This window comes from Streptomyces sp. SudanB52_2052, assembly GCF_964272415.1.
Lineage (GTDB): Bacteria > Actinomycetota > Actinomycetes > Streptomycetales > Streptomycetaceae > Streptomyces > Streptomyces olindensis.
Window position 1 is genome coordinate 5,163,198 of record NZ_OZ186796.1, and the last position, 17,714, is coordinate 5,180,911.

Annotated in this window: 16 protein-coding genes; 8 read left to right on the plus strand and 8 right to left on the minus strand. The window is 73.4% G+C overall.

What is annotated here, in order from left to right; genetic code table 11:
- Positions 1 to 56: 56 nt before the first annotated feature.
- A complete protein-coding gene (locus ACSUPV_RS23055; protein WP_382613339.1) occupies positions 57 to 1,238 on the plus strand; it encodes an acyl-CoA dehydrogenase family protein in 1,182 nt (393 codons plus the stop codon).
- Complete coding sequence (locus ACSUPV_RS23060; RefSeq protein ID WP_031113488.1) at positions 1,235 to 1,705, plus strand: nitroreductase family deazaflavin-dependent oxidoreductase; 471 nt, start codon at positions 1,235 to 1,237, stop codon at positions 1,703 to 1,705. Before ACSUPV_RS23055 ends, ACSUPV_RS23060 begins: the two co-directional genes overlap by 4 nt.
- Before the next feature lie 87 nt (positions 1,706 to 1,792).
- On the opposite strand, the gene ACSUPV_RS23065 is transcribed toward ACSUPV_RS23060, so the two are convergent.
- Positions 1,793 to 2,440 carry a TetR family transcriptional regulator gene (locus tag ACSUPV_RS23065; RefSeq protein ID WP_359792429.1) on the minus strand — a complete coding sequence of 216 codons (648 nt, stop codon included), beginning with the start codon at positions 2,438 to 2,440 and terminating at the stop codon, positions 1,793 to 1,795.
- 122 nt (positions 2,441 to 2,562) lie between these two features.
- Here ACSUPV_RS23065 and ACSUPV_RS23070 point away from each other — a divergent pair, with 122 nt between their 5' ends.
- Positions 2,563 to 3,285 (plus strand): VOC family protein, encoded by a 723-nt coding sequence (locus ACSUPV_RS23070; RefSeq protein WP_031113485.1) that lies wholly within the window; start codon positions 2,563 to 2,565, stop codon positions 3,283 to 3,285.
- A 202-nt stretch (positions 3,286 to 3,487) separates the two neighbouring features.
- Positions 3,488 to 5,872, plus strand: a complete 2,385-nt coding sequence (locus ACSUPV_RS23075; protein ID WP_436948445.1) for an outer membrane protein assembly factor BamB family protein — start codon at positions 3,488 to 3,490, stop codon at positions 5,870 to 5,872.
- A 186-nt stretch (positions 5,873 to 6,058) separates the two neighbouring features.
- Here ACSUPV_RS23075 and ACSUPV_RS23080 read toward each other — a convergent pair whose 3' ends face one another.
- Genes ACSUPV_RS23080 through ACSUPV_RS23095 form a run of 4 tightly spaced genes read right to left on the minus strand, consistent with a single transcriptional unit; the run spans position 6,059 to position 9,405 of the window.
- Entirely contained in the window at positions 6,059 to 7,009 is a 951-nt protein-coding gene (locus ACSUPV_RS23080) for an alpha/beta fold hydrolase (RefSeq protein WP_037758506.1), read from the minus strand.
- Between the two features lie 50 nt (positions 7,010 to 7,059).
- Entirely contained in the window at positions 7,060 to 7,833 is a 774-nt protein-coding gene (locus ACSUPV_RS23085) for an enoyl-CoA hydratase/isomerase family protein (RefSeq protein WP_436948447.1), read from the minus strand.
- A complete protein-coding gene (locus tag ACSUPV_RS23090) occupies positions 7,830 to 8,243 on the minus strand; it encodes a Zn-ribbon domain-containing OB-fold protein (RefSeq protein WP_382613347.1) in 414 nt (137 codons plus the stop codon). The genes ACSUPV_RS23085 and ACSUPV_RS23090 overlap by 4 nt, the downstream gene beginning before the upstream one ends.
- A gap of 1 nt (position 8,244) precedes the next feature.
- Positions 8,245 to 9,405, minus strand: a complete 1,161-nt coding sequence (locus tag ACSUPV_RS23095; RefSeq protein ID WP_382613350.1) for a lipid-transfer protein — start codon at positions 9,403 to 9,405, stop codon at positions 8,245 to 8,247.
- Positions 9,406 to 9,502: 97 nt separating this feature from the next.
- Between ACSUPV_RS23095 and ACSUPV_RS23100 the strand changes: the two genes are divergently transcribed.
- Positions 9,503 to 11,110 (plus strand): FadD3 family acyl-CoA ligase, encoded by a 1,608-nt coding sequence (locus ACSUPV_RS23100; protein ID WP_037758514.1) that lies wholly within the window; start codon positions 9,503 to 9,505, stop codon positions 11,108 to 11,110.
- Here the strand turns inward: ACSUPV_RS23100 and ACSUPV_RS23105 are convergent.
- Positions 11,100 to 12,023: an SMP-30/gluconolactonase/LRE family protein gene (locus ACSUPV_RS23105; protein ID WP_037758517.1), complete on the minus strand. Its 924-nt coding sequence runs from the start codon at positions 12,021 to 12,023 to the stop codon at positions 11,100 to 11,102. The genes ACSUPV_RS23100 and ACSUPV_RS23105 overlap by 11 nt on opposite strands.
- A gap of 109 nt (positions 12,024 to 12,132) precedes the next feature.
- On the opposite strand from ACSUPV_RS23105, the gene ACSUPV_RS23110 reads away from it, so the two are divergent.
- Positions 12,133 to 12,399, plus strand: a complete 267-nt coding sequence (locus ACSUPV_RS23110) for a hypothetical protein (RefSeq protein WP_031113474.1) — start codon at positions 12,133 to 12,135, stop codon at positions 12,397 to 12,399.
- Positions 12,399 to 12,794 (plus strand): PIN domain-containing protein, encoded by a 396-nt coding sequence (locus ACSUPV_RS23115; protein WP_037758519.1) that lies wholly within the window; start codon positions 12,399 to 12,401, stop codon positions 12,792 to 12,794. The genes ACSUPV_RS23110 and ACSUPV_RS23115 overlap by 1 nt, the downstream gene beginning before the upstream one ends.
- An 84-nt stretch (positions 12,795 to 12,878) precedes the next feature.
- Here ACSUPV_RS23115 and ACSUPV_RS23120 read toward each other — a convergent pair whose 3' ends face one another.
- Positions 12,879 to 13,064, minus strand: a complete 186-nt coding sequence (locus ACSUPV_RS23120) for a hypothetical protein (RefSeq protein WP_031113471.1) — start codon at positions 13,062 to 13,064, stop codon at positions 12,879 to 12,881.
- A gap of 179 nt (positions 13,065 to 13,243) precedes the next feature.
- A complete protein-coding gene (locus ACSUPV_RS23125; RefSeq protein WP_436948449.1) occupies positions 13,244 to 16,228 on the minus strand; it encodes a BTAD domain-containing putative transcriptional regulator in 2,985 nt (994 codons plus the stop codon).
- A gap of 228 nt (positions 16,229 to 16,456) precedes the next feature.
- Between ACSUPV_RS23125 and ACSUPV_RS23130 the strand changes: the two genes are divergently transcribed.
- Positions 16,457 to 17,701, plus strand: a complete 1,245-nt coding sequence (locus ACSUPV_RS23130; RefSeq protein WP_436948451.1) for an amidohydrolase family protein — start codon at positions 16,457 to 16,459, stop codon at positions 17,699 to 17,701.
- The last annotated feature ends 13 nt before the right edge of the window (positions 17,702 to 17,714 follow it).

Sequence of the window (17,714 nt, forward strand, 5' to 3'; positions counted from 1 at the left end):
TGGGCATCGTCGCACCGCCGCCCTAATATGACGCCCCGTCAGATACGGAGGTGGTCATGGACGCCCGCTTCACCGCCGAGCAGGACGAGATCCGCCGCACCCTGCGCGACCTGCTCCACAAGCGGTGCGGCCCCGGAGAGCTGCGGGCCGCCGTCGACACCCCGGCCGGACACGACCCGGCCCTGTGGACCGCCCTCGCCGAACAACTCGGCCTGCCCGGCCTGGCCCTCCCCGAGCCCTACGGCGGTGTCGGCTGCTCGGTGACGGAGCTGGCCCTGGCCTGTGAGGAGACGGGCCGGGCGCTCGCCCCCTCCCCGCTGCTGGCCACGGCCGTTCTCGCCGCCCCGCTGCTGCTGGCCCTCGGCACCGACGCCCAGCGGGCGGCCCTGCTCCCGCGCATCGCCTCCGGCGCACTGACCGCCGCCCTCGCCGTACCGGGCCCCGCCCTCGCCACCGCCCTCGCGCTCACCGGCCACGACCCGGGCGGGGGCTGGGCGGGTGGCGGACGGGCCGGGGGCGTGCAGGCCCGGCGGGCGGAGGGCGGCTGGCGGCTGTACGGGCAGGCCGACCAGGTCCTCGACGGGCACAGTGCCGGTCTCCTCGTGGTCGCCGCGCACGCCGGAGGGTTCGCCCGGTCCCGGGTCCTGCTCTTCCTCGTGCACGCAGACGCGCCCGGCCTCACCCGCGTACGGCAGACCGCGCTGGACGCCACCCGGCCGCAGGCCCGCGTCCAATTCCGCGACGTCGAAGCCGAGTTGCTGGGGCGGGACGGCGACGACGTGCTCGCCGCCCTCGCCCGGCTCGGCGACACCGCTGCCGCCTGTCTCGCCGCCGAGGCCGTCGGGGCCGCCGACCGGGTGCTGGAGCGGACCGTGGAGTACGTGCGGCAGCGCGAGCAGTTCGGGCGGCCGATCGGCTCCTTCCAGGCGGTCAAGCACCGGCTGGCCGACGTCCACGTCCAGGTGCAGGCGGCCCGCTCGGCGGCGTACTACGCGGCCTGGGCCGCCGCCCGGGGGGAGGCGGCCGGCGGGCCCGCCCTGGCCCAGGCGCTCCAGGCCCTGCGCGAGGCCGCCGCCGAGGGGATCCAGTCGCACGGCGGCATCGGTTTCACCTGGGAGCACGAGGCCCACCTGTACTTCAAGCGCGCCGCGGGCGACGAGTTGCTCTTCGGGCCGGTGCACCGGCTGCGGGCGCACGCCGCCGACGTGGCGCACGTCTTCGAGGAGGCCGGCCGATGAGGGGCGCGCGGATCGTGCAGAAGGTGTCCTCCACCCGGGGCTTCGCGCGGGTGGCGCCGTACGTCGTCCCGGCTCTCGACCGGGCCGTGCACCGGCTCACGCGCGGAAAGGTGCTGCTCAGCGCCCAGCTCCTGCCGGGCGTGGTGCTGACCTCGACCGGGGCGAGGAGCGGGCAGCGGCGTCGTACGCCGCTGGCCTGCATGCCGGAGGAGGGCGGGCGCGGCTGGATCCTGGTCGGGTCCAACTTCGGGCGGCCGGGGCACCCCGCCTGGAGCCACAACCTGCTCGTCCACCCCGAGGCCGAGATCAACTTCAAGGGCCGGGACATCCCGGTCACGGCCCGGCTGCTGGAGGGCGAGGAGCGGGCGGCGGCCTGGAAGGCGGTACTGGCGTTCTGGCCGCCGTACGCGGCGTACCAGGCGCGGGTGGACCGGGAGATCCGGGTGTTCCGGCTCGTGCCGCGGTGAAAGCGCGACAGGCGGTGGTCCACGCGGGTGGACCACCGCCTGCCAGACAGGACTGGGGTAAGGGAAAAGGGCCGCCGGGGCCGGTTACTACTTCGTCGGCTTTCTCCCGGTGATGCCCAGGTGCACCAACAGCGCGAGGTTCGGCTTCAGTTCGGCCTGCTTCACGCCCCAGGAGGAGAAGCCCTTCTGGTGGGAGGCGACCGCCGCGAGCATCGCGACCAGCGAACCGGCGACGGCCGCCGGGTTCACGTCCTTGTCGACCCGGCCCTTGGCCTGGAGCTCGGCGACGGCGTCCGCGAGGGAGTTGTTCACCGAGTTGAGGATCTTCATGCGGAGCTTGTAGAAGCGCTTGTCGCCCTCGGCGGCGCCGAGATCCACGACCCGGAGGATCGCGTCGTTCTTGCGCCAGAACTCCAGGAACCCGTCCACGAGTTCCTGAGCCGTCTGCCAGCCGGCCTTCCCGGCCCAGGAACGGCCCTGAAGGAGTTCGGTCAACGCGGCGCCCTCGGTCGCCATTTGCTCGGCGATCTCCAGGACGGCGCCCTCGACGTCCGGGAAGTACTGGTAGAAGGTCGCGGGCGAAGTGCCCGCCTTCCGGGCGACATCGATGACTTTGACGTCCCGGTACGGGGAGGAGCTGAGCATCTCGCTGAGGCAGTCGAGCAGCTTCTGCCGGGTCGCCTGCCCACGCCTACCGGCCACGCGGCCGTCGACGGTACGCACTTGTCCTGTCATGCCGTCAGCTTACCGAGGCGTGATCGGGGCGCGATTCGGCCGACTGCAAATGGGGTGTAAGGGAGTGCGGGGGCTGGTGTGCCTGGTCTGCGGGGTGCGGCCTTCGCGGTTACGTTGGCGGCATGGCCGAAAACAGGGCATCGGTGTACGCAGAGGGCGTCCCCTGCTGGGTGGACGCGCAGCTTCCCGACGTGGAGGCGGGCAAGCGGTTCTACGGCGAGCTCTTCGGATGGACCTTCGAGGACTGGTTCGGCCCCTTCGCGCAGGCGCTGAAGGACGGTGAACCCGTGGCCGCGCTGGTCCGCAAGATGGACGGCCGGCTGCCCACCGTGTGGACGGTGTACTTCGCCACCCCGGACGCCCCGGCCCTGGCCCGGCGCATCCGGGACGCCGGCGGGCAGATCGTCTCGGCGCCGGTGCCGGCCGGCGAACTGGGCGTCACCGCGCTCGTCACCGACCCCGAGGGGGCCGTCTTCGCCCTGTGGCAGCCGACGGAGCACCCCGGCTTCGGCAGGCGGCACGAGCCGGGCACCTTCGCCTGGGCCGAGCTGTACGCCCGGGACACCGAGGCGGCCAACGCCTTCTACGGCGATCTCTTCCAGGAGGCTCTGTTCGGCCCCGAGGCCGAGCCCGACTTCGGCCGCGCCCCGGTCTCCGACGTCTTCCCGGCCGAGATGCCGCCCCACTTCCTCGTCCACTTCGCCGTCGAGGACGTACCGGCCGCGCTGGAGGACGTCACCCGGCTCGGCGGCCGGATCCAGGCCCCGCCCTTCGAGACGTCGTACGGCACGGTCGCCGTCGTCACCGACGATCAGGGGGCCTCCTTCGCGCTGCTGCGCCGCTGAGCAAGCACCCGCGGACACCCTATGGTCATCTTTTGTCCCTGTATATGGCGAGACACCCCAATGGTCACCAGGTTCGCAACCGCGGCTCCGGCCAGGAAGAATCGGGGTGCGTGCCGCCATGGCGGTGCGGTGGTGAGACGCTGCACGGGGTCGCGTGGAACATGTGGCTTGGCGCGGCTCGTACGGGGAGGTGGCAGGCAGAGTGGTGGATCAGCTGACGCAGCACGATCCGCGGCGGATCGGGCCGTTCGAGGTGCTGGGACGGCTGGGTGCCGGCGGCATGGGGCTGGTCTATCTCGCGCGCTCGGCGTCCGGCCGGCGCGTGGCGATCAAGACCGTCCGGACGGAGCTGGCCGAGGACCAGCTGTTCCGGGTCCGCTTCACGCGTGAGGTGGAGGCGGCCCGGGCCGTCTCCGGCTTCTACACGGCCGCCGTCGTGGACGCCGACCCGCGCGCCGCCGTGCCGTGGCTGGCCACCGCGTACGTCCCCGCGCCCTCCCTGGAAGAGATAGTGAACGACTGCGGGCCGCTCCCGGCCCAGGCGGTGCGCTGGCTCGCGGCGGGCGTGGCCGAGGCGCTGCAGTCCATCCACGGGGCCGGGCTGGTGCACCGGGACCTCAAGCCGTCGAACGTCCTGGTGGTCGAGGACGGACCCCGGGTGATCGACTTCGGTATCGCGTCCGGCGTCTCGAACACGCGTTTGACGATGACCAACGTCGCCGTCGGCACGCCCGCCTACATGTCCCCCGAGCAGGCCAAGGACTCCCGCAGCGTCACCGGCGCGAGCGACGTCTTCTCCCTCGGCTCCATGCTCGTCTTCGCCGCCACCGGCCACCCGCCCTTCCACGGCGCCAACCCGGTCGAGACGGTCTTCATGCTGCTGCGCGAGGGCCCGGACCTCGAAGGACTCCCGGACGAGCTGCGTCCGCTCATCGAGTCCTGCATGCAGATGGACCCCACGGCCCGCCCCAACCCGGCCGACCTCCAGGCGCAGCTGGCCCCGCACCTCTTCGGCTCCGGCTCCGACGACAGCGGCACGGCCTCCGCGTGGCTGCCCGAGCGGGCGGTGCACCTGATCGAGTCCCGCCGCAACGGCCGCCCGGCCGGCAAGCCCGCCACCGGCTCCGGCCGCAGCGGCGGCGGACGCCCCGCCCCCGGCCCGGCGCCCATCCCGCCCCCGCCCTCGCACGACCCCGTCGTCCCGGCGCCCGCGCCGGTGCCCGCGCCCGTCGGCGGCCCCGACACCGGCCCCGTCCGGCTGGCCGGCGCCCAGGTGCCCATCGGCCCGGGCCCGCGCGTCGCCGACGTCCGTGCCGCCGCCGTCAAGGCACCCCCTCCGGAGGCCGCCCTCGCCGCCTCCTGGTCCAAGCCCCGCCCCGGCGTCAACGGCACCGACCCCGCCGTGGGCCCGGCCGTCGCCGCGCCCCCGGCCCCGGCCGCGCCGCCCGAGCAGGCCGGCGGCTGGCGCCCCTGGCGCTTCCGCATGTCCAACGACGTCTGGGGCACCCCCGCCGTCGCCGACGACCTCGTCTACGTCACCTCCTTCGAGGTGCACGCCCTGGACGTGGCCACCGGCCGCCGCCGCTTCAAGACCCGGGACGTCGCCTGGTCCATGGCGGTCGCGGACGGCCGCATCCACGCCTCCGACGGGCCCACCCTGTTCGCCCTCGACGCCCGAGAGGGCACCGACCTGTGGCGCCTGCAGACGGACGCCTGGGTCTACTCCCTCAAGGCCGGCCGCGGCACCGTCGTCACCGGCACCCGGGGCGGCGGCGTCCAGGGCTGGGAGGCCTCCGGCGGCCAGAAGCTCTGGGAGATCACCGGCTGCCAGACCGACTTCGAGTCCCCCGAGGCCGGACCCGCCCTGCACGACGGCACGGTCTACGTGTGGCAGGACGCCCGGCTGCGCGCCCTGGACGCCCGCACCGGCGACGAGCGCTGGTCCTACCCGATCGGCGACGCGGCCTCCTGCGGCGGCGTCCCGGTCCGGATCGCCCCGGCGACCGACGGGTACGTGTACGTCTGCGCCGGCACCCGCGTCCTCGCCCTCGACGTGGCGGCCGGGCACGTGAAGTGGCACTTCGAGGCCCCGGCCGTCTTCCTCTCCCCGCCCACCTTCGTCCCGGGCCCGGCCGTCACCGGCGGCGGCATCTACCTGGCCGACTACCTCGGCACGGTCTACGCCCTCGACGCCACCGACGGCCGCGACCGCTGGCGCATCGCCACCGAGTCCCGCGCCTCCGTCGAGCCGGTCCTGGTCGCCGCAGGCCACGTCCACGTCGGCAGCGGCAAGGGCCTCTACACCCTCGACGCGGTCACCGGCACGCCCAAGTGGCGCTTCCAGGCGGGCGGCGACATCGTCGGCGCCCCCTCGGTGGCCGAGGGCCGCATCCACTTCGGCTCCACCGACCACCTGCTCTACACCCTGAAGGCCGACGACGGCCGGCTGCGCTGGAAGCTCGCCACCGGCGGCGAGATCACCGGCTCCCCGGTCGTCCGGGACGGGGTGGTGTACGCGTGCAGCAAGGACCGCTGCGTGTACGCGCTGGACGCGGAGAAGGGCACGGGCACGGCGCGCACCGCCTGACGCGCCCGGGGACGGCCGTCGCACGGCGTACGGAAGGGGTTCGGACGGCGGCCGTCGCATGGGGGAGCGGCTGGGGAGCGACCCGTTCACCGCTCTCACCCAAGACGCTACGCCCGGTACGCGACGGCCGCCAGGCGGTGGCATGACCGCGACAGCGCTGCCCGTCAGTGCCGCAGCTCTGCCGCGTCAGTCCCGCAGTTCGGTGAGGAAGCCGAGCAGCGCCTCGTTCACCTCGTCGGGCCGCTCCTGCTGCGTCCAGTGGCCGCAGCCCGGCAGCACGAGCGGCTTCCGGCGCAGGTTCGGCATCAGCTCGGGCAGCTTGTCGATCAGTTCGGGCGTGCCCGGGAAGGCGGGCACGAGGTCCCGGTCGCCGTACACGTACAGCGCGGGCGGGGACACCACCGCGCCCTGCCAGGGAGCGGTCAGCTCCCAGTTGCGGTCCAGGTTGCGGTACCAGTTGAGCGCGCCGGTGAAGCCCGGCGCGAAGCTCTCGGTGAGCCGGTCGAGGTCCTCCTCGGTGAGCCACGGGGGCAGCACCTCGGGGTTCGCGGCGTCCGCGAGCCAGCCGCGCTCCGGGTCGACGAGGGCCTGCTCGGGGCGGCCCGCGCCCGGGGCGTCACCCGAGGCGGAGTACAGCAGCTTGCGCAGGGTGGTGCGGGTGTCCGCGGTGAACTCGGCCTCCGCGACGCCGGGTTCCTCGAAGTAGTTCCAGTAGAAGCGACCGCCGAACCGCTCCCGCATGGTCCTCAGCGGTGGCTGCCCGCCCCGGAAGGGCGGCGGCACGCTCAGCCCCGCCACCCCGCGCACCACGTCCGGCCGCAGCAGCGCGGTGTGCCAGGCCACCGGCGCGCCCCAGTCGTGCCCGACGACGAACGCCCGCTCCTCGCCCAGCGCGCGGATCAGCCCGACCACGTCCCCCACCAGGTGCAGGATGCTGTAGTCGGCCACGTCCTCGGGGTGGTCGCTGCCGCCGTACCCGCGCTGGTCCGGCGCGACCACCCGGAAGCCGGCCTCGGCCAGCGGCCCGAACTGGTGCCGCCAGGAGTGCCAGGACTCCGGGAAGCCGTGCAGCAGCAGCACGAGCGGGCCCTCGCCCTGCTCCGCGATGTGCAGCTGAATGCCGTTCACGTCGATCATCCGATGCTCAACCACGCGTCGAGCATACGCGTGTAGACGTAAACCATTTCCTAACGCAACCGGTACTCCCGCCGCCGTCCCGCGAACAGCCGGGCCTGTTCCCGGGCTTGCGCGTTCCCGAGCGCGATGAGGTGCGGTGCCTGCGCGATGCCCCGGGAGCGTCCCGCCTCGGTCGCGGCCCACAGCGCCCGCACCGTCCCCTGCACGGCCTGAGTCGGATACCCGGCGACGACGGTGGCGCAGGCGGTCGCCGCCGTCAACGCCTCGCCCTCCTCGACGAGTTCCGACACGAGCCCCACCTCGTGCGCCCGCCGCGCCGAGATCCGCTCGGCCGTCCCCAGCAGCGCCATCCGCGCTACCTCCCCGTACGGCATGCGCTGCGCCATGAGGACGGACTCGTAGGCGCTGACCATGCCGTAGGTGGTGTGCGGGTCGAAGAAGGAGGCGGTGGTGTCGGCGACGACGAACTCCGCCTCGCCGAGCAGGTAGAAGGCGCCCCCGCAGGCCATCCCGCGCACGGCGGCCACCACCGGCTTCCACAGGTCGTTCGCCTTGGGGCCGACGCCGAGCAGCGGATCGTCCTGCGCGTAGGGCGAGTTCGGCTGCGGCACGACGGCGTCCCGGTCGATGCCCGTGCAGAAGGCCCGCTCACCGGCCCCGGTGAGGACGACCGCCCGCACGGCGTCGTCGAACCGCAACCGCCGCCACACCTCCGCCAGTTCGCGGGCCATGCCGAGATCGATGGCGTTGAGCCGCTCCGGCCGGTTCAGAGTCACGACGGCGACCCCGCTGTCCTCGTCGGACCTGACGAGCACCCCGCTCATGACCGCTCCGGGACCCACCGCGGCAGGCCGTCGTCGAAGACGACCCGCACCCGGGCGCCGATCCGGAGGCGCTCCGCGGGCAGGGAGCCGATCGCCGCGCCCGGCTCCGCGACCAGGTTGCCGACGAGCCGGATGCGCGGCGCCTCGTCCAGCTCGACGAGGACCACGTTGTAGGGCGCCAGCGCGGCGTAGTCGGGCAGCAGCGGCGGATGGGCCACCACGTACGACCAGACACGGCCCTGGCCGGACATCCGGCGCCAGTCCGTCGTGAACGACTGGCAGTGCGGGCAGCAGGGGCGGGGCGGGAAGCGGAGCTCGCCGCAGTCGGCGCAGGCCTGGACGCGCAGCTCGCCCTGTGCCGCGTACGTCCAGAAGGGGGCGCCGTCGGTGTCGGTGACGGGTCGCAGCATCTCAACTCCTCAGCAGCAGGGCGGAGGTCGGCACCCCTTCACCGGCGGTGACGAGACAGGTGGAGGCGCCGGGCACCTGCGCGGTGCTGGTGCCGCGCAGCTGCTTCACCCCTTCGGTGATCAGGTTGAAGCCGTGCACGTACGCCTCGGACAGCCCGCCCCCGCCGGTGTTCAGCGGGAGCATGCCGCCGGTCTCCAGCGCCCCGCCCTCGGTGAACGCCCCGCCCTCGCCGCGCCCGCAGAAGCCGTAGCCCTCCAGGGAGAGCAGCACCAGGGGCGTGAAGGCGTCGTAGATCTGGGCGACGTCCACGTCCTCGGGGGTCAGGTCGGCGTGCTTCCACAGATGCCGGGCGGCGCTCCAGGCCGGGCCCGTGAGGGGGTCGTCGTTCCAGTAGTTGACCATCCCGTGGTGCTGGGCGGGCAGCGACTGGGCGGTGGAGTGGACGTAGACGGGCTTCCGGCGGCAGTCGCGGGCGCGCTCGGCGGAGACCACGACACAGGCCAGCGCCCCGTCCGTCTCCAGGCAGTTGTCGAAGAGGCAGAGCGGCTCGCTGATCCACCGGGACGTCATGTACATCTCGCGGGTCAGGGGCCGGTCGTACATGATCGCGTCCGGGTTCTGGTTGGCGCGGTTGCGGCAGGCCAGGGCGACGTTGAACAGGTGGTCGCGGGTGGCCCCGTACTCGTGGAGGTAGCGGCGGGCGAGCATGGCGATCTCGTCGACGGGCCGGAGCAGCCCGAACGGCCGGGTCCACTGGGCCGGGGTCGGGAGCTGGACGGTGGTGTTCGTCCACGGCCGCGGCCCGCTGCCCCGCTTGCGGGACCGCCAGGCCACCCCGACGCTCGCCTGGCCGCTCGCGACGGCGGCGGCGAGATGCGCGACCGTCGCGCACGAACCCCCGCCCCCGAAGCCGACCTTGCTGAAGAAGGTGAGGTCGCCGAAGCCGCAGGCCTTGGCCAGCTCCACCTCGTCCGTCTCCTCCATGGTGTAGGAGGCGAGCGCGTCGACCTCGCCGGGCGCGATCCCGGCGTCGTCGAGGGCGGCCAGCACGGCCCGGCAGGCGAGGGTGCGTTCGTCCTCGGGGAGGTGCTTGGCGAAGGGCGTCTGGCCGATGCCGACGACGGCGGTGGCGTCCTTGAGGCCTGCCGATCCTGCTGCCATGCTGCGCGCACCTCCGGCCCGAACGGTCGCTGACAGGGCGTCAGATTACCGTTAATCTGACGGTCAGTCAGCTCCTCGGGTTCTCGGGAGGCTTGCGGTGCGAGCGGACACGGAGTGGGGAAGCGTTCCGGGCCTGGTGAGGGCGGCGGCCGAGCACTATGCGGACGTCGAGGCGGTCGTCGAGGGCCGGACCCGGATCACGTACGCGGAACTGGGCGCGCGCGTGGACCGCGCGGCGGCGGCCTGCGTGGCGAACGGGCTCGGACCGGGCGACCGGGTCGCCGTCTGGGCGCCGAACACGCTCGACTGGATCGTCGCGGCCCTGGGAGCGGTGTCGGCGGGCGGCGTCCTGGTCCCGCTCAACACCCGCTTCAAGGGCACGGAGGCGGCGGACGTCCTGCGCCGCAGCGGGGCCCGGCTGCTGTTCGTGACGGGCACCTTCCTCGGCACCTCGTACGTGGCCTCGCTGCGCAGGGCGGCCGGGGAGGGCCCGGGCGACGGCCCGCTGCCCGGCCTGCCCGCCCTGGAGCGCGCGGTGGTCTTCGCCGAGGACGCCCCGGCCGCCTTCCTCACCTGGAAGGACTTCCTGGCGAGCGGGGAGGGGGTGGGCCCTGCGGAAGTCCGCCGCCGGGCCGCCGCGGTCGACGGCTCCCACCCCTCGGACATCATCTTCACCTCGGGCACGACGGGCCGGCCCAAGGGCGCGGTCATCACCCACGCGCAGACGCTGCGGGCCTACGACATCTGGGGCGACCTGGCGGGCCTGGCCCGGGGCGACCGCTACCTGATCGTGAACCCCTTCTTCCACACCTTCGGCTACAAGGCCGGGGTGATCGCCTGCCTCATGCGGGGCGCGACGATGATCCCGCAGCCGGTGTTCAACGTGACCACGGTCCTCGCCAACATCGCCGCGGAACGCGTCTCCGTCCTGCCCGGCCCCCCGACCCTCCTGCAGTCCCTCCTCGACCACCCGGCCCGGGACGCCCACGACCTCTCCGCACTGCGCCTGGTGGTGACGGGCGCGGCGGTGGTGCCGCTGCGGCTCGTCGAGCGGCTGCGCGGGGAACTCGGCGTCGACACGGTCCTCACGGCCTACGGCCTCTCCGAGGCGGGCGGCGTCGTCACGATGTGCCGGCGCGGCGACGACCCGACGGTGATCGCGTCGACGTCGGGCCGGGCGATCCCCGGCACCCGGGTGAGGGTCGTGGACGCCGAGGGCCGCTCTGTGGGCCCCGGCACGCCGGGCGAGGTCCTGGTCCGCGGCTTCAACGTCATGACCGGCTACTACGAGGACGAGGCCGCCACCGCCGAGGTCCTGACGCCGGACGGCTGGCTGCGCACGGGCGACGTCGGCGTCCTGGACCCCGCGGGCAACCTGCGGATCACCGACCGCCTCAAGGACATGTTCATCGTCGGCGGCTTCAACGCCTACCCCGCCGAGATAGAGCAGCTCCTCGGCCTCCACCCGGACGTGGCGGACGTGGCGGTGATCGGCGTACCGGACGCCCGGCTGGGGGAGGTGGGCCGGGCCTACGTCGTACGGCGGCCCGGGGCGCTGGTGACCGCCGACGACCTGATCGCCTGGTCCCGCCGCGAGATGGCGAACTACAAGGTGCCGCGCACGGTGGAGTTCGTGGCGGAACTCCCGAGGAACGCGAGCGGCAAGGTCGTGAAGGGGGCGCTGCGCGAGCGGGTCACCGGCTGACCGGCAGGGCCGGGGTCCCGGTCACCGACATCATCAGCGAGTAGAGCGTGGTGTCGGCGGCGATGAACATGCGGTTGCGCCGGGCGCCGCCGAAGCGGATGTTGGCGACGGTGCCGGGGACCAGGACACGGCCGAGGAGCGTGCCGTCGGGGTCGTAGCAGTGCACACCGCCGTCCATGGCGGCGGCCCAGAGGCGGCCGGCGTCGTCGAAGCGGATGTTGTCGAAGTTCCCGTGCGCGCACGCGGCGAAGACCTCGCCGCCGCCGAGCGTGCCGTCGTCGCGGACGTCGAAGACGCGGATGTGGTTGGCGAGGCTGTCGGACACGTACAGCCGGCGCTCGTCGGGCGAGAAGACCAGCCCGTTGGGCCCCTGGAACCCGTCGGCGACCAACCGCACCTCACCGCTGCCCGGATCCACCCGGTACACGTTCCGCGCGCCGATCTCGCTCTCCCCGCGGTGCCCCTCGTAGTCCGTGGCGATCCCGAACTCGGGGTCGGAGAACCAGACCGACCCGTCCGACCGCACCACGGCGTCGTTCGGGCTGTTGAGCCGCTTGCCCTCGAACCGCTCGGCGATCACCGTGACCGAACCGTCGTGCTCCGTCCGCGTCACGCGCCGGTTCCCCTGCTCACAGGTGATGAGACGCCCCTGCCCGTCCAGGGTGTTGCCGTTCGGGAACCCGGCGGGCGAGCGGAAGACGCCCACGGCCCCCGTCGTCTCGTCCCAGCGCAGCAGCCGGTCGTTGGGGATGTCGCTCCACACGAGATACCGCCCGGCGGGCACGTACACGGGCCCCTCGGCCCACCGGCACCCCTCGAACAACGTCTCCAGCGCCGAGTCCCCGGCCTGGCAGCGGCCCGTGCGGAACCGTTCGTCGAGGGTCTCGTACGTCTGGGGTTGCTCACCGGGCATGCCGCCACCTTCGGGTCCGGGCCGATCGTGATCGTCGCGGACCCACTATCGCGCGCCGGGGGCGTCGGCGCACGGGCCGAGACCCCCGGACCCGGGTATGGTGAGCGGTATGGCAACGAAGAAGTACACCGTGACCCTCCCGGAGGAGCTCGCCGAGGAGATCCGGCAGGAGGTCGGGTCCGGCGGCTTCAGTGCCTATGTCACGCGGGCCATAGAGCGTCAGCGGGAGCAGGACCGCCTGGGTGAGCTGGTGGCGTGGCTGGAGGAGGAGCACGGCCCCGTCACCGACGACGAGCTCGCGTCGGCCGAAGCCGAGCGCAGGGAGTTCGAGAGCCACTTCACGGAGCAGGGTGAGCATCGCCGGAAGGCGAGCTGATGCTGCCGTCCTGCTATGTGCTGGATTGTGAGGCGCTCTCGCGGGCCGTGCTGGGGGACCGGGTGATGCTGGCGCGGCTCAAGGACGCCCATCGCTCGGGCATTCGCGTCGTGACCAGCTCCATGACGCTGATCGAGGCGTACCACGGTCGGGTACGGCGTGCCGCTTGGGCGTGGGCGATGTCGCGGGTCGTGGTCGAACCCGTGACGCGGGACGTCGCCGACGCCGCCGTCACCCTGCTCCAGGACACGGGCCTGCACGGTCACAAGTACGCCATCGACGCGGCCCTGGCCGTCATCGCGGGCCGGCAGCCCGGAGGTGTCGTGCTCTTCACGTCCGACGAGGACGACATGGGAAAGCTCTGCGGGCCGGGCGTCAGGTCCGTTCCGCTGTAGCGGAGCGCCCCCGCGTCCGGGCACACATCGGCCGCGACGGCTCCCCCTCCGCGCCGCCGCGGCCGAACCCCGTGTGGAGGTGGCTTACTTCGTCGGCTTGAACGGCTCCGACGTGGCGTGCAGGTCCTTGGTCTCCAGCGGCTCGCCGGTGGCGTGCAGGTCCTCCGTCTTCGCGGTGCCCTCACCCGTGGCGTGCAGGTCCTCCGTGGAGGCCTCGCCGTCCGTCGTACCGGTCGCGTGCAGGTCCTGCGGCTTGAGCTCGTCGCCCATGATCGTCAACTCCCCTTGGCATGGATCAAGCAGTGCGGTCGAACGGGCCCGCCCGGTCACTCCCCCGAGTCCGACCGGACGGGCCCTGCGCGGCGACCCGTCTGCCCCCCGACGCGACGGATCGACTACGTCCAGCATGTCGGGCGGCGATAAACGAATGATGAACGCCCCGAACGGCCTCAGGCCGCCCGCACCGGAGTGAGCAGCGCGCGTACCTCGGCGGCCTCCGGAGAGCCCAGTTCCTCGTAGATGACGGCCGCTTCCTGCCAGCAGACCTGGGCCCGGCCGGTCTGGCCGATGCTGCTGAGCGCCCGGCCGAGGACGGTGAGGACGTTGCCCCGCCGCCACTCCCCGCCGATCCCGCGCAGCACGGTCAATGCCATCTCGGCGTTGGCGGCGGCCTGGGCAGGACGCCGGGCGGCGAGGTCCACCTCGGCCAGCCGGAACAGGCTCATGCCCTCCCACAGGCGCTGCCTGCTGTCCCGGAACACCTCCAGCGCCTCCTGGAGCCGGTCGGCCGCATCGCCCAGCTCGCCGCTCTGGGTGAGGGCGAGCCCCAGGGCGTAACGGGCGTTCGCCCCGCGCATGGTGTTGCCCATGGCGTCGTAGATGTCGATGCCCTCCTGGGCCAGTTCGACCGCGCTCTGGGTCCGTCCGGTCGCCAGATGGATCCGGGAGAGGTTGCACAGCGCGGCGGCCTCGCCCGGGTGGTTGCCCAGCGCCCGGAAGTGTTCGATGGCCCGGGAGAGGTGCTCCTCTCCGTCCTCGTGCCGGTTCTGGTACAGCGCGATGATGCCGCGGGCGTTGCGGGCCCAGCAGACCGTGAACAGGTCGTCGGCCTCCTGCGCGAGGAGGATGGCCCGCTCGGCCTCCTGGTCGGCCCGCTCGAAGCGGCCGCTCACGTGGTGGACGTTGACGAGGGTCGTCAGCGCACGGGCCTCCGCCTTCGCGAGGTCGAGCTGCCGGGCCGCGCCGAGGAGCGCCTCGGCCGTCGTCTCGTACTCCTTGGAGTTGGCCCCGGACTCGGAGAGGTCGTGCGCGGCCCACAGCAGATCGATCGCCCGCGGGAGGGTGTCCGGCTGCCCGGCGGACTGCCGCACGCACGCGAGGAGGCAGATGGCCTCCGCGTACAGCCAGTCCTGCGCCGCGTGCCTGCTGTCGAAGCGCAGCCCCGGGTACGAGGTCGGTTCGAGGTGGTCCACCAGCCGGTCACCCGGCCGTTCGATGGCGTACACGCCCGCCGACGACGCCAGGTAGAAGTCCAGCAGACGGGACAGGGCCGCGCCCCGCTCGCTCGGCGGCAGCTCGTCCCGCTCCGCGCACGCACGCGCGTAGAGCCGGACCAGGTCGTGGAAGCGGTAGCGGCCGGGGGCCGCCGATTCGAGGAGGGACGTGTCGACGAGGGACTCCAGCAGGTCCTCCGTGCCCTCCGCGGGCAGGTCCAGCACCGCGGCCGCCGCCGCGAGGGAGATGTCCGGGCCGTCCGCCAGGCCCAGCAGACGGAACGCGCGGGCCTGGGCCGGCTCCAGCTGGCCGTAGCCCAGTTCGAAGGTGGCCTTGACCGCGAGGTCGCCGGCCTGGAGTTCGTCCAGGCGGCGGCGTTCGTCGGCGAGCTTCGCCGCGAGGACCGACACCGTCCACGTGCGGCGGGCCGCCAGGCGGGACGCCGCGATGCGGATGGCCAGCGGCAGGAACCCGCAGGCCGCCACCACGTCCAGGGCGGCCTCCCGCTCGGACGCCACCCGTTCCTCGCCCACGATCTTCGTGAACAGCGCCAGCGCCTCGTCGGGGGACATGACGTCCAGGTCGACCAGGTGGGCGCCCGCCAGGTCCACCATCCGCACCCGGGAGGTGACGAGGGCGGCGCAGCCGTCCGTGCCGGGCAGCAGGGGGCGTATCTGGGCGGCGTCGCGGGCGTTGTCGAGCAGGACCAGGACGCGGCGGCCGGCCAGCACCGAGCGGTACAGGGCCGCGCGTTCCTCCAGGGAGTCGGGGATCGCCGAGTCGGCCGTGCCGAGCGCGCGCAGGAACGAGCCGAGGACCGTCTCCGGCTCCGCCGCCCGCGCGCCCGCGCCCTGGAGGTCGACGTACAGCTGCCCGTCCGGGAACGCCGCGCGCGCCTGGTGGGCCACGTGCACGGCGAGGGTCGTCTTGCCCACGCCGCCGATGCCCGCCAATGCCGAGACCGCCATGACCCGGCCCTCGGCGGAGGCCAGGAGGTCGCCCAGCTCGCGGACGAAGCCGGAGCGGCCGGTGAAGTCCGGCACCGTCGCCGGCAGCTGCGCCGGGCGGACCGGGACGGAGGCCGGCTCGGGGGCCGGGGAGGAGGGCTCCGCCAGGCCCGGGTCGGCCCGGAGGATCCGCTGCTGCAGCTCGCTCAGGCCGGGGCGCGGGTCGACGCCCAGTTCGTCGGCGAGCAGACGGCGGGTGTCGGCGTACACCGCGAGGGCCTCGGCCTGGCGGCCGCTGCGGTACAGCGCCAGCATCAGCAGCTCGCGCAGCCGCTCGCGGAGCGGATGGGCCGCCGTGAGGGCGGTGAGCTCGGAGACGGCCTCCGCGTGGCAGCCCTGCTCCAGGTCCATGTCCAGCCGGGATTCCAGGAGCTGGAGCCGCCACTCCTCCAGGCGGACGCGCTGGGCCTCCGCGTACGGGCCCGGTATCCCCGCCAGGGTCTCCCCGTCCCACAGGGCGAGGGCGCGCCGCAGCACCTCACGGGCGTGGCAGAGGTCGCCGGCCGACCGGGCCTTCTCCGCCTCGGTCGCCAGGTCCTGGGCGACGGCCAGGTCCAGGGCGCCGTCGGCGAGGCCGCGGACCGCGTACCCGCCGGACTCGCTGACCAGGACGCCCGGGTCCAGCACCTTGCGCAGCCGGGAGGCGTACGTCCGCAGCGCCGCCAGGGCCTGCGAGGGCGGTTCCTCGCCCCACAGGGCGTCGATCAGCTCCGCCGCCGTCGCCGTACGGCCCTCGCGCAGCAGCAGGGCGGCGAGCAGGGCGCGTTGCTGGGGGGAACCGGTGGTGATCGCCTCGTCGCCGCGCCAGGCGCGCACCGGTCCGAGCACGCCGAAGCGCAACGCCGCGGAACCCCCCGACCCCGCCGACCCCGCCGGGAAGCCGGTACGCCGCTGCTCCGGTACGCGCGGCACACCGTCCGGTACACCGTCCATGCAGTCCCCCTAGACATCCTGAGCAACCCCGCCAGTTTGCCTTGTGTGCGGCGGATACGTCAGCCGTGGGAGACACCGATCACAGGGCGGCACACGGGAGTCCACGAGGTCTGCACAGTCTCTCCGCAGGGGCCCGTGGGCGGATGGAGCCGATCAGGCCATGCCGTCCGGAACCGGCCCCCGTACGCGTAGCTGACGACCCGTCAGATCAGCGCTACCGTGAACCGCATGGACACCCACGACAGCACGTTTCCGCTGATCATCTCCGTGGACGACCACACCGTGGAGCCCGCGGACGTCTGGCAGGACCGGCTCCCGCGGCAGTACCGGGGCGCCGGTCCGCGGATCGTCCGGGCGCCCGTGAAGGAGATGACCTTCCTCGGCGGGCGCTTCAGGCCCGTGATGGGTGAGCCCGGGGACGACGGTCCCGTCGGTGACTGGTGGGTCTACGAGGAGTTGCGCCGGCCCCTGACCCGGCTCGACACCGCCGTCGGATACGACCGGGACGAGATCAGGCTGGAGGTCATCACCTACGAGCAGATGCGGCCCGGCTCCTACGACGTCACCGCGCGCCTCGCCGACATGGACGTCAACCACGTCCAGTCCGCCCTGTGCTTCCCGACCTTCCCGCGCTTCTGCGGCCAGACCTTCACCGAGGCGAAGGACCACGAGCTGGGCCTGCTCTGCGTCCGCGCCTACAACGACTGGATGGTGGAGGAGTGGTGCGGCCCGAAGGCGCGGGGCCGGCTCATCCCGCTCACCCTCATCCCTCTGTGGGACGCCGAGCTGGCGGCGGCGGAGGTGCGGCGCAACGCCGCCCGCGGCGTCCGTGCCGTCGCCTTCTCCGAGATCCCGCCCCACCTCGGCCTGCCCTCCGTCCACACCGACGACTGGGACCCCTTCCTCGCCGCGTGCGACGAGACCGGCACGGTCGTCGCCATGCACATCGGCTCCTCCAGCCGTATGCCCTCCACCTCAGCCGACGCCCCGCCCGCCGTCGGCTCCACCATCACCTACGCCAACTGCTGCTTCTCGATGGTCGACTGGCTGATGAGCGGCAAGTTCGAGCGGTTCCCGAACCTCAAGGTCATGTACGCCGAGGGGCAGATCGGCTGGATCCCCTACATCCTGGAGCGCGCCGACGTGGTGTGGGAGGAGAACCGGGGCTGGGGCGGCGTCGCCGACAAGGTGCACCGGCCGCCGTCCGAGCTCTTCGCCGAGCACGTGTACGGCTGCTTCTTCGACGACGCCTTCGGGCTGCGCAACCTCGACTCCATAGGCGTCGGCAACGTCCTCTACGAGACCGACTACCCCCACTCCGACTCCACCTGGCCCAAGTCCCGCGAGGTCGGCGAGGCGCAGATGGGGCACCTGGAGCCGGACGTCGTGGAGCGCATCGTGCGCGGCAACGCCATCGACCTGCTGGGGCTCACGGCCGAGGGGCTGTGGCCCGGCGCCGGCGGTGCGCAGTGACGCTGCCGTACGG

Coding starts and splice junctions, on each gene's coding strand:
- ACSUPV_RS23060 (WP_031113488.1), top strand. CDS start 1,235: ATGAGGGGCGCGCGGATCGTGCAGAAGGTGTCCTCCACCCGGGGCTTC.
- ACSUPV_RS23110 (WP_031113474.1), top strand. CDS start 12,133: ATGGCAACGAAGAAGTACACCGTGACCCTCCCGGAGGAGCTCGCCGAG.
- ACSUPV_RS23125 (WP_436948449.1), bottom strand. CDS start 16,228: ATGGACGGTGTACCGGACGGTGTGCCGCGCGTACCGGAGCAGCGGCGT.
- ACSUPV_RS23070 (WP_031113485.1), top strand. CDS start 2,563: ATGGCCGAAAACAGGGCATCGGTGTACGCAGAGGGCGTCCCCTGCTGG.
- ACSUPV_RS23095 (WP_382613350.1), bottom strand. CDS start 9,405: ATGGCAGCAGGATCGGCAGGCCTCAAGGACGCCACCGCCGTCGTCGGC.
- ACSUPV_RS23105 (WP_037758517.1), bottom strand. CDS start 12,023: ATGCCCGGTGAGCAACCCCAGACGTACGAGACCCTCGACGAACGGTTC.
- ACSUPV_RS23065 (WP_359792429.1), bottom strand. CDS start 2,440: ATGACAGGACAAGTGCGTACCGTCGACGGCCGCGTGGCCGGTAGGCGT.
- ACSUPV_RS23115 (WP_037758519.1), top strand. CDS start 12,399: ATGCTGCCGTCCTGCTATGTGCTGGATTGTGAGGCGCTCTCGCGGGCC.
- ACSUPV_RS23130 (WP_436948451.1), top strand. CDS start 16,457: ATGGACACCCACGACAGCACGTTTCCGCTGATCATCTCCGTGGACGAC.
- ACSUPV_RS23080 (WP_037758506.1), bottom strand. CDS start 7,009: ATGATCGACGTGAACGGCATTCAGCTGCACATCGCGGAGCAGGGCGAG.
- ACSUPV_RS23055 (WP_382613339.1), top strand. CDS start 57: ATGGACGCCCGCTTCACCGCCGAGCAGGACGAGATCCGCCGCACCCTG.
- ACSUPV_RS23090 (WP_382613347.1), bottom strand. CDS start 8,243: ATGCTGCGACCCGTCACCGACACCGACGGCGCCCCCTTCTGGACGTAC.
- ACSUPV_RS23120 (WP_031113471.1), bottom strand. CDS start 13,064: ATGGGCGACGAGCTCAAGCCGCAGGACCTGCACGCGACCGGTACGACG.
- ACSUPV_RS23085 (WP_436948447.1), bottom strand. CDS start 7,833: ATGAGCGGGGTGCTCGTCAGGTCCGACGAGGACAGCGGGGTCGCCGTC.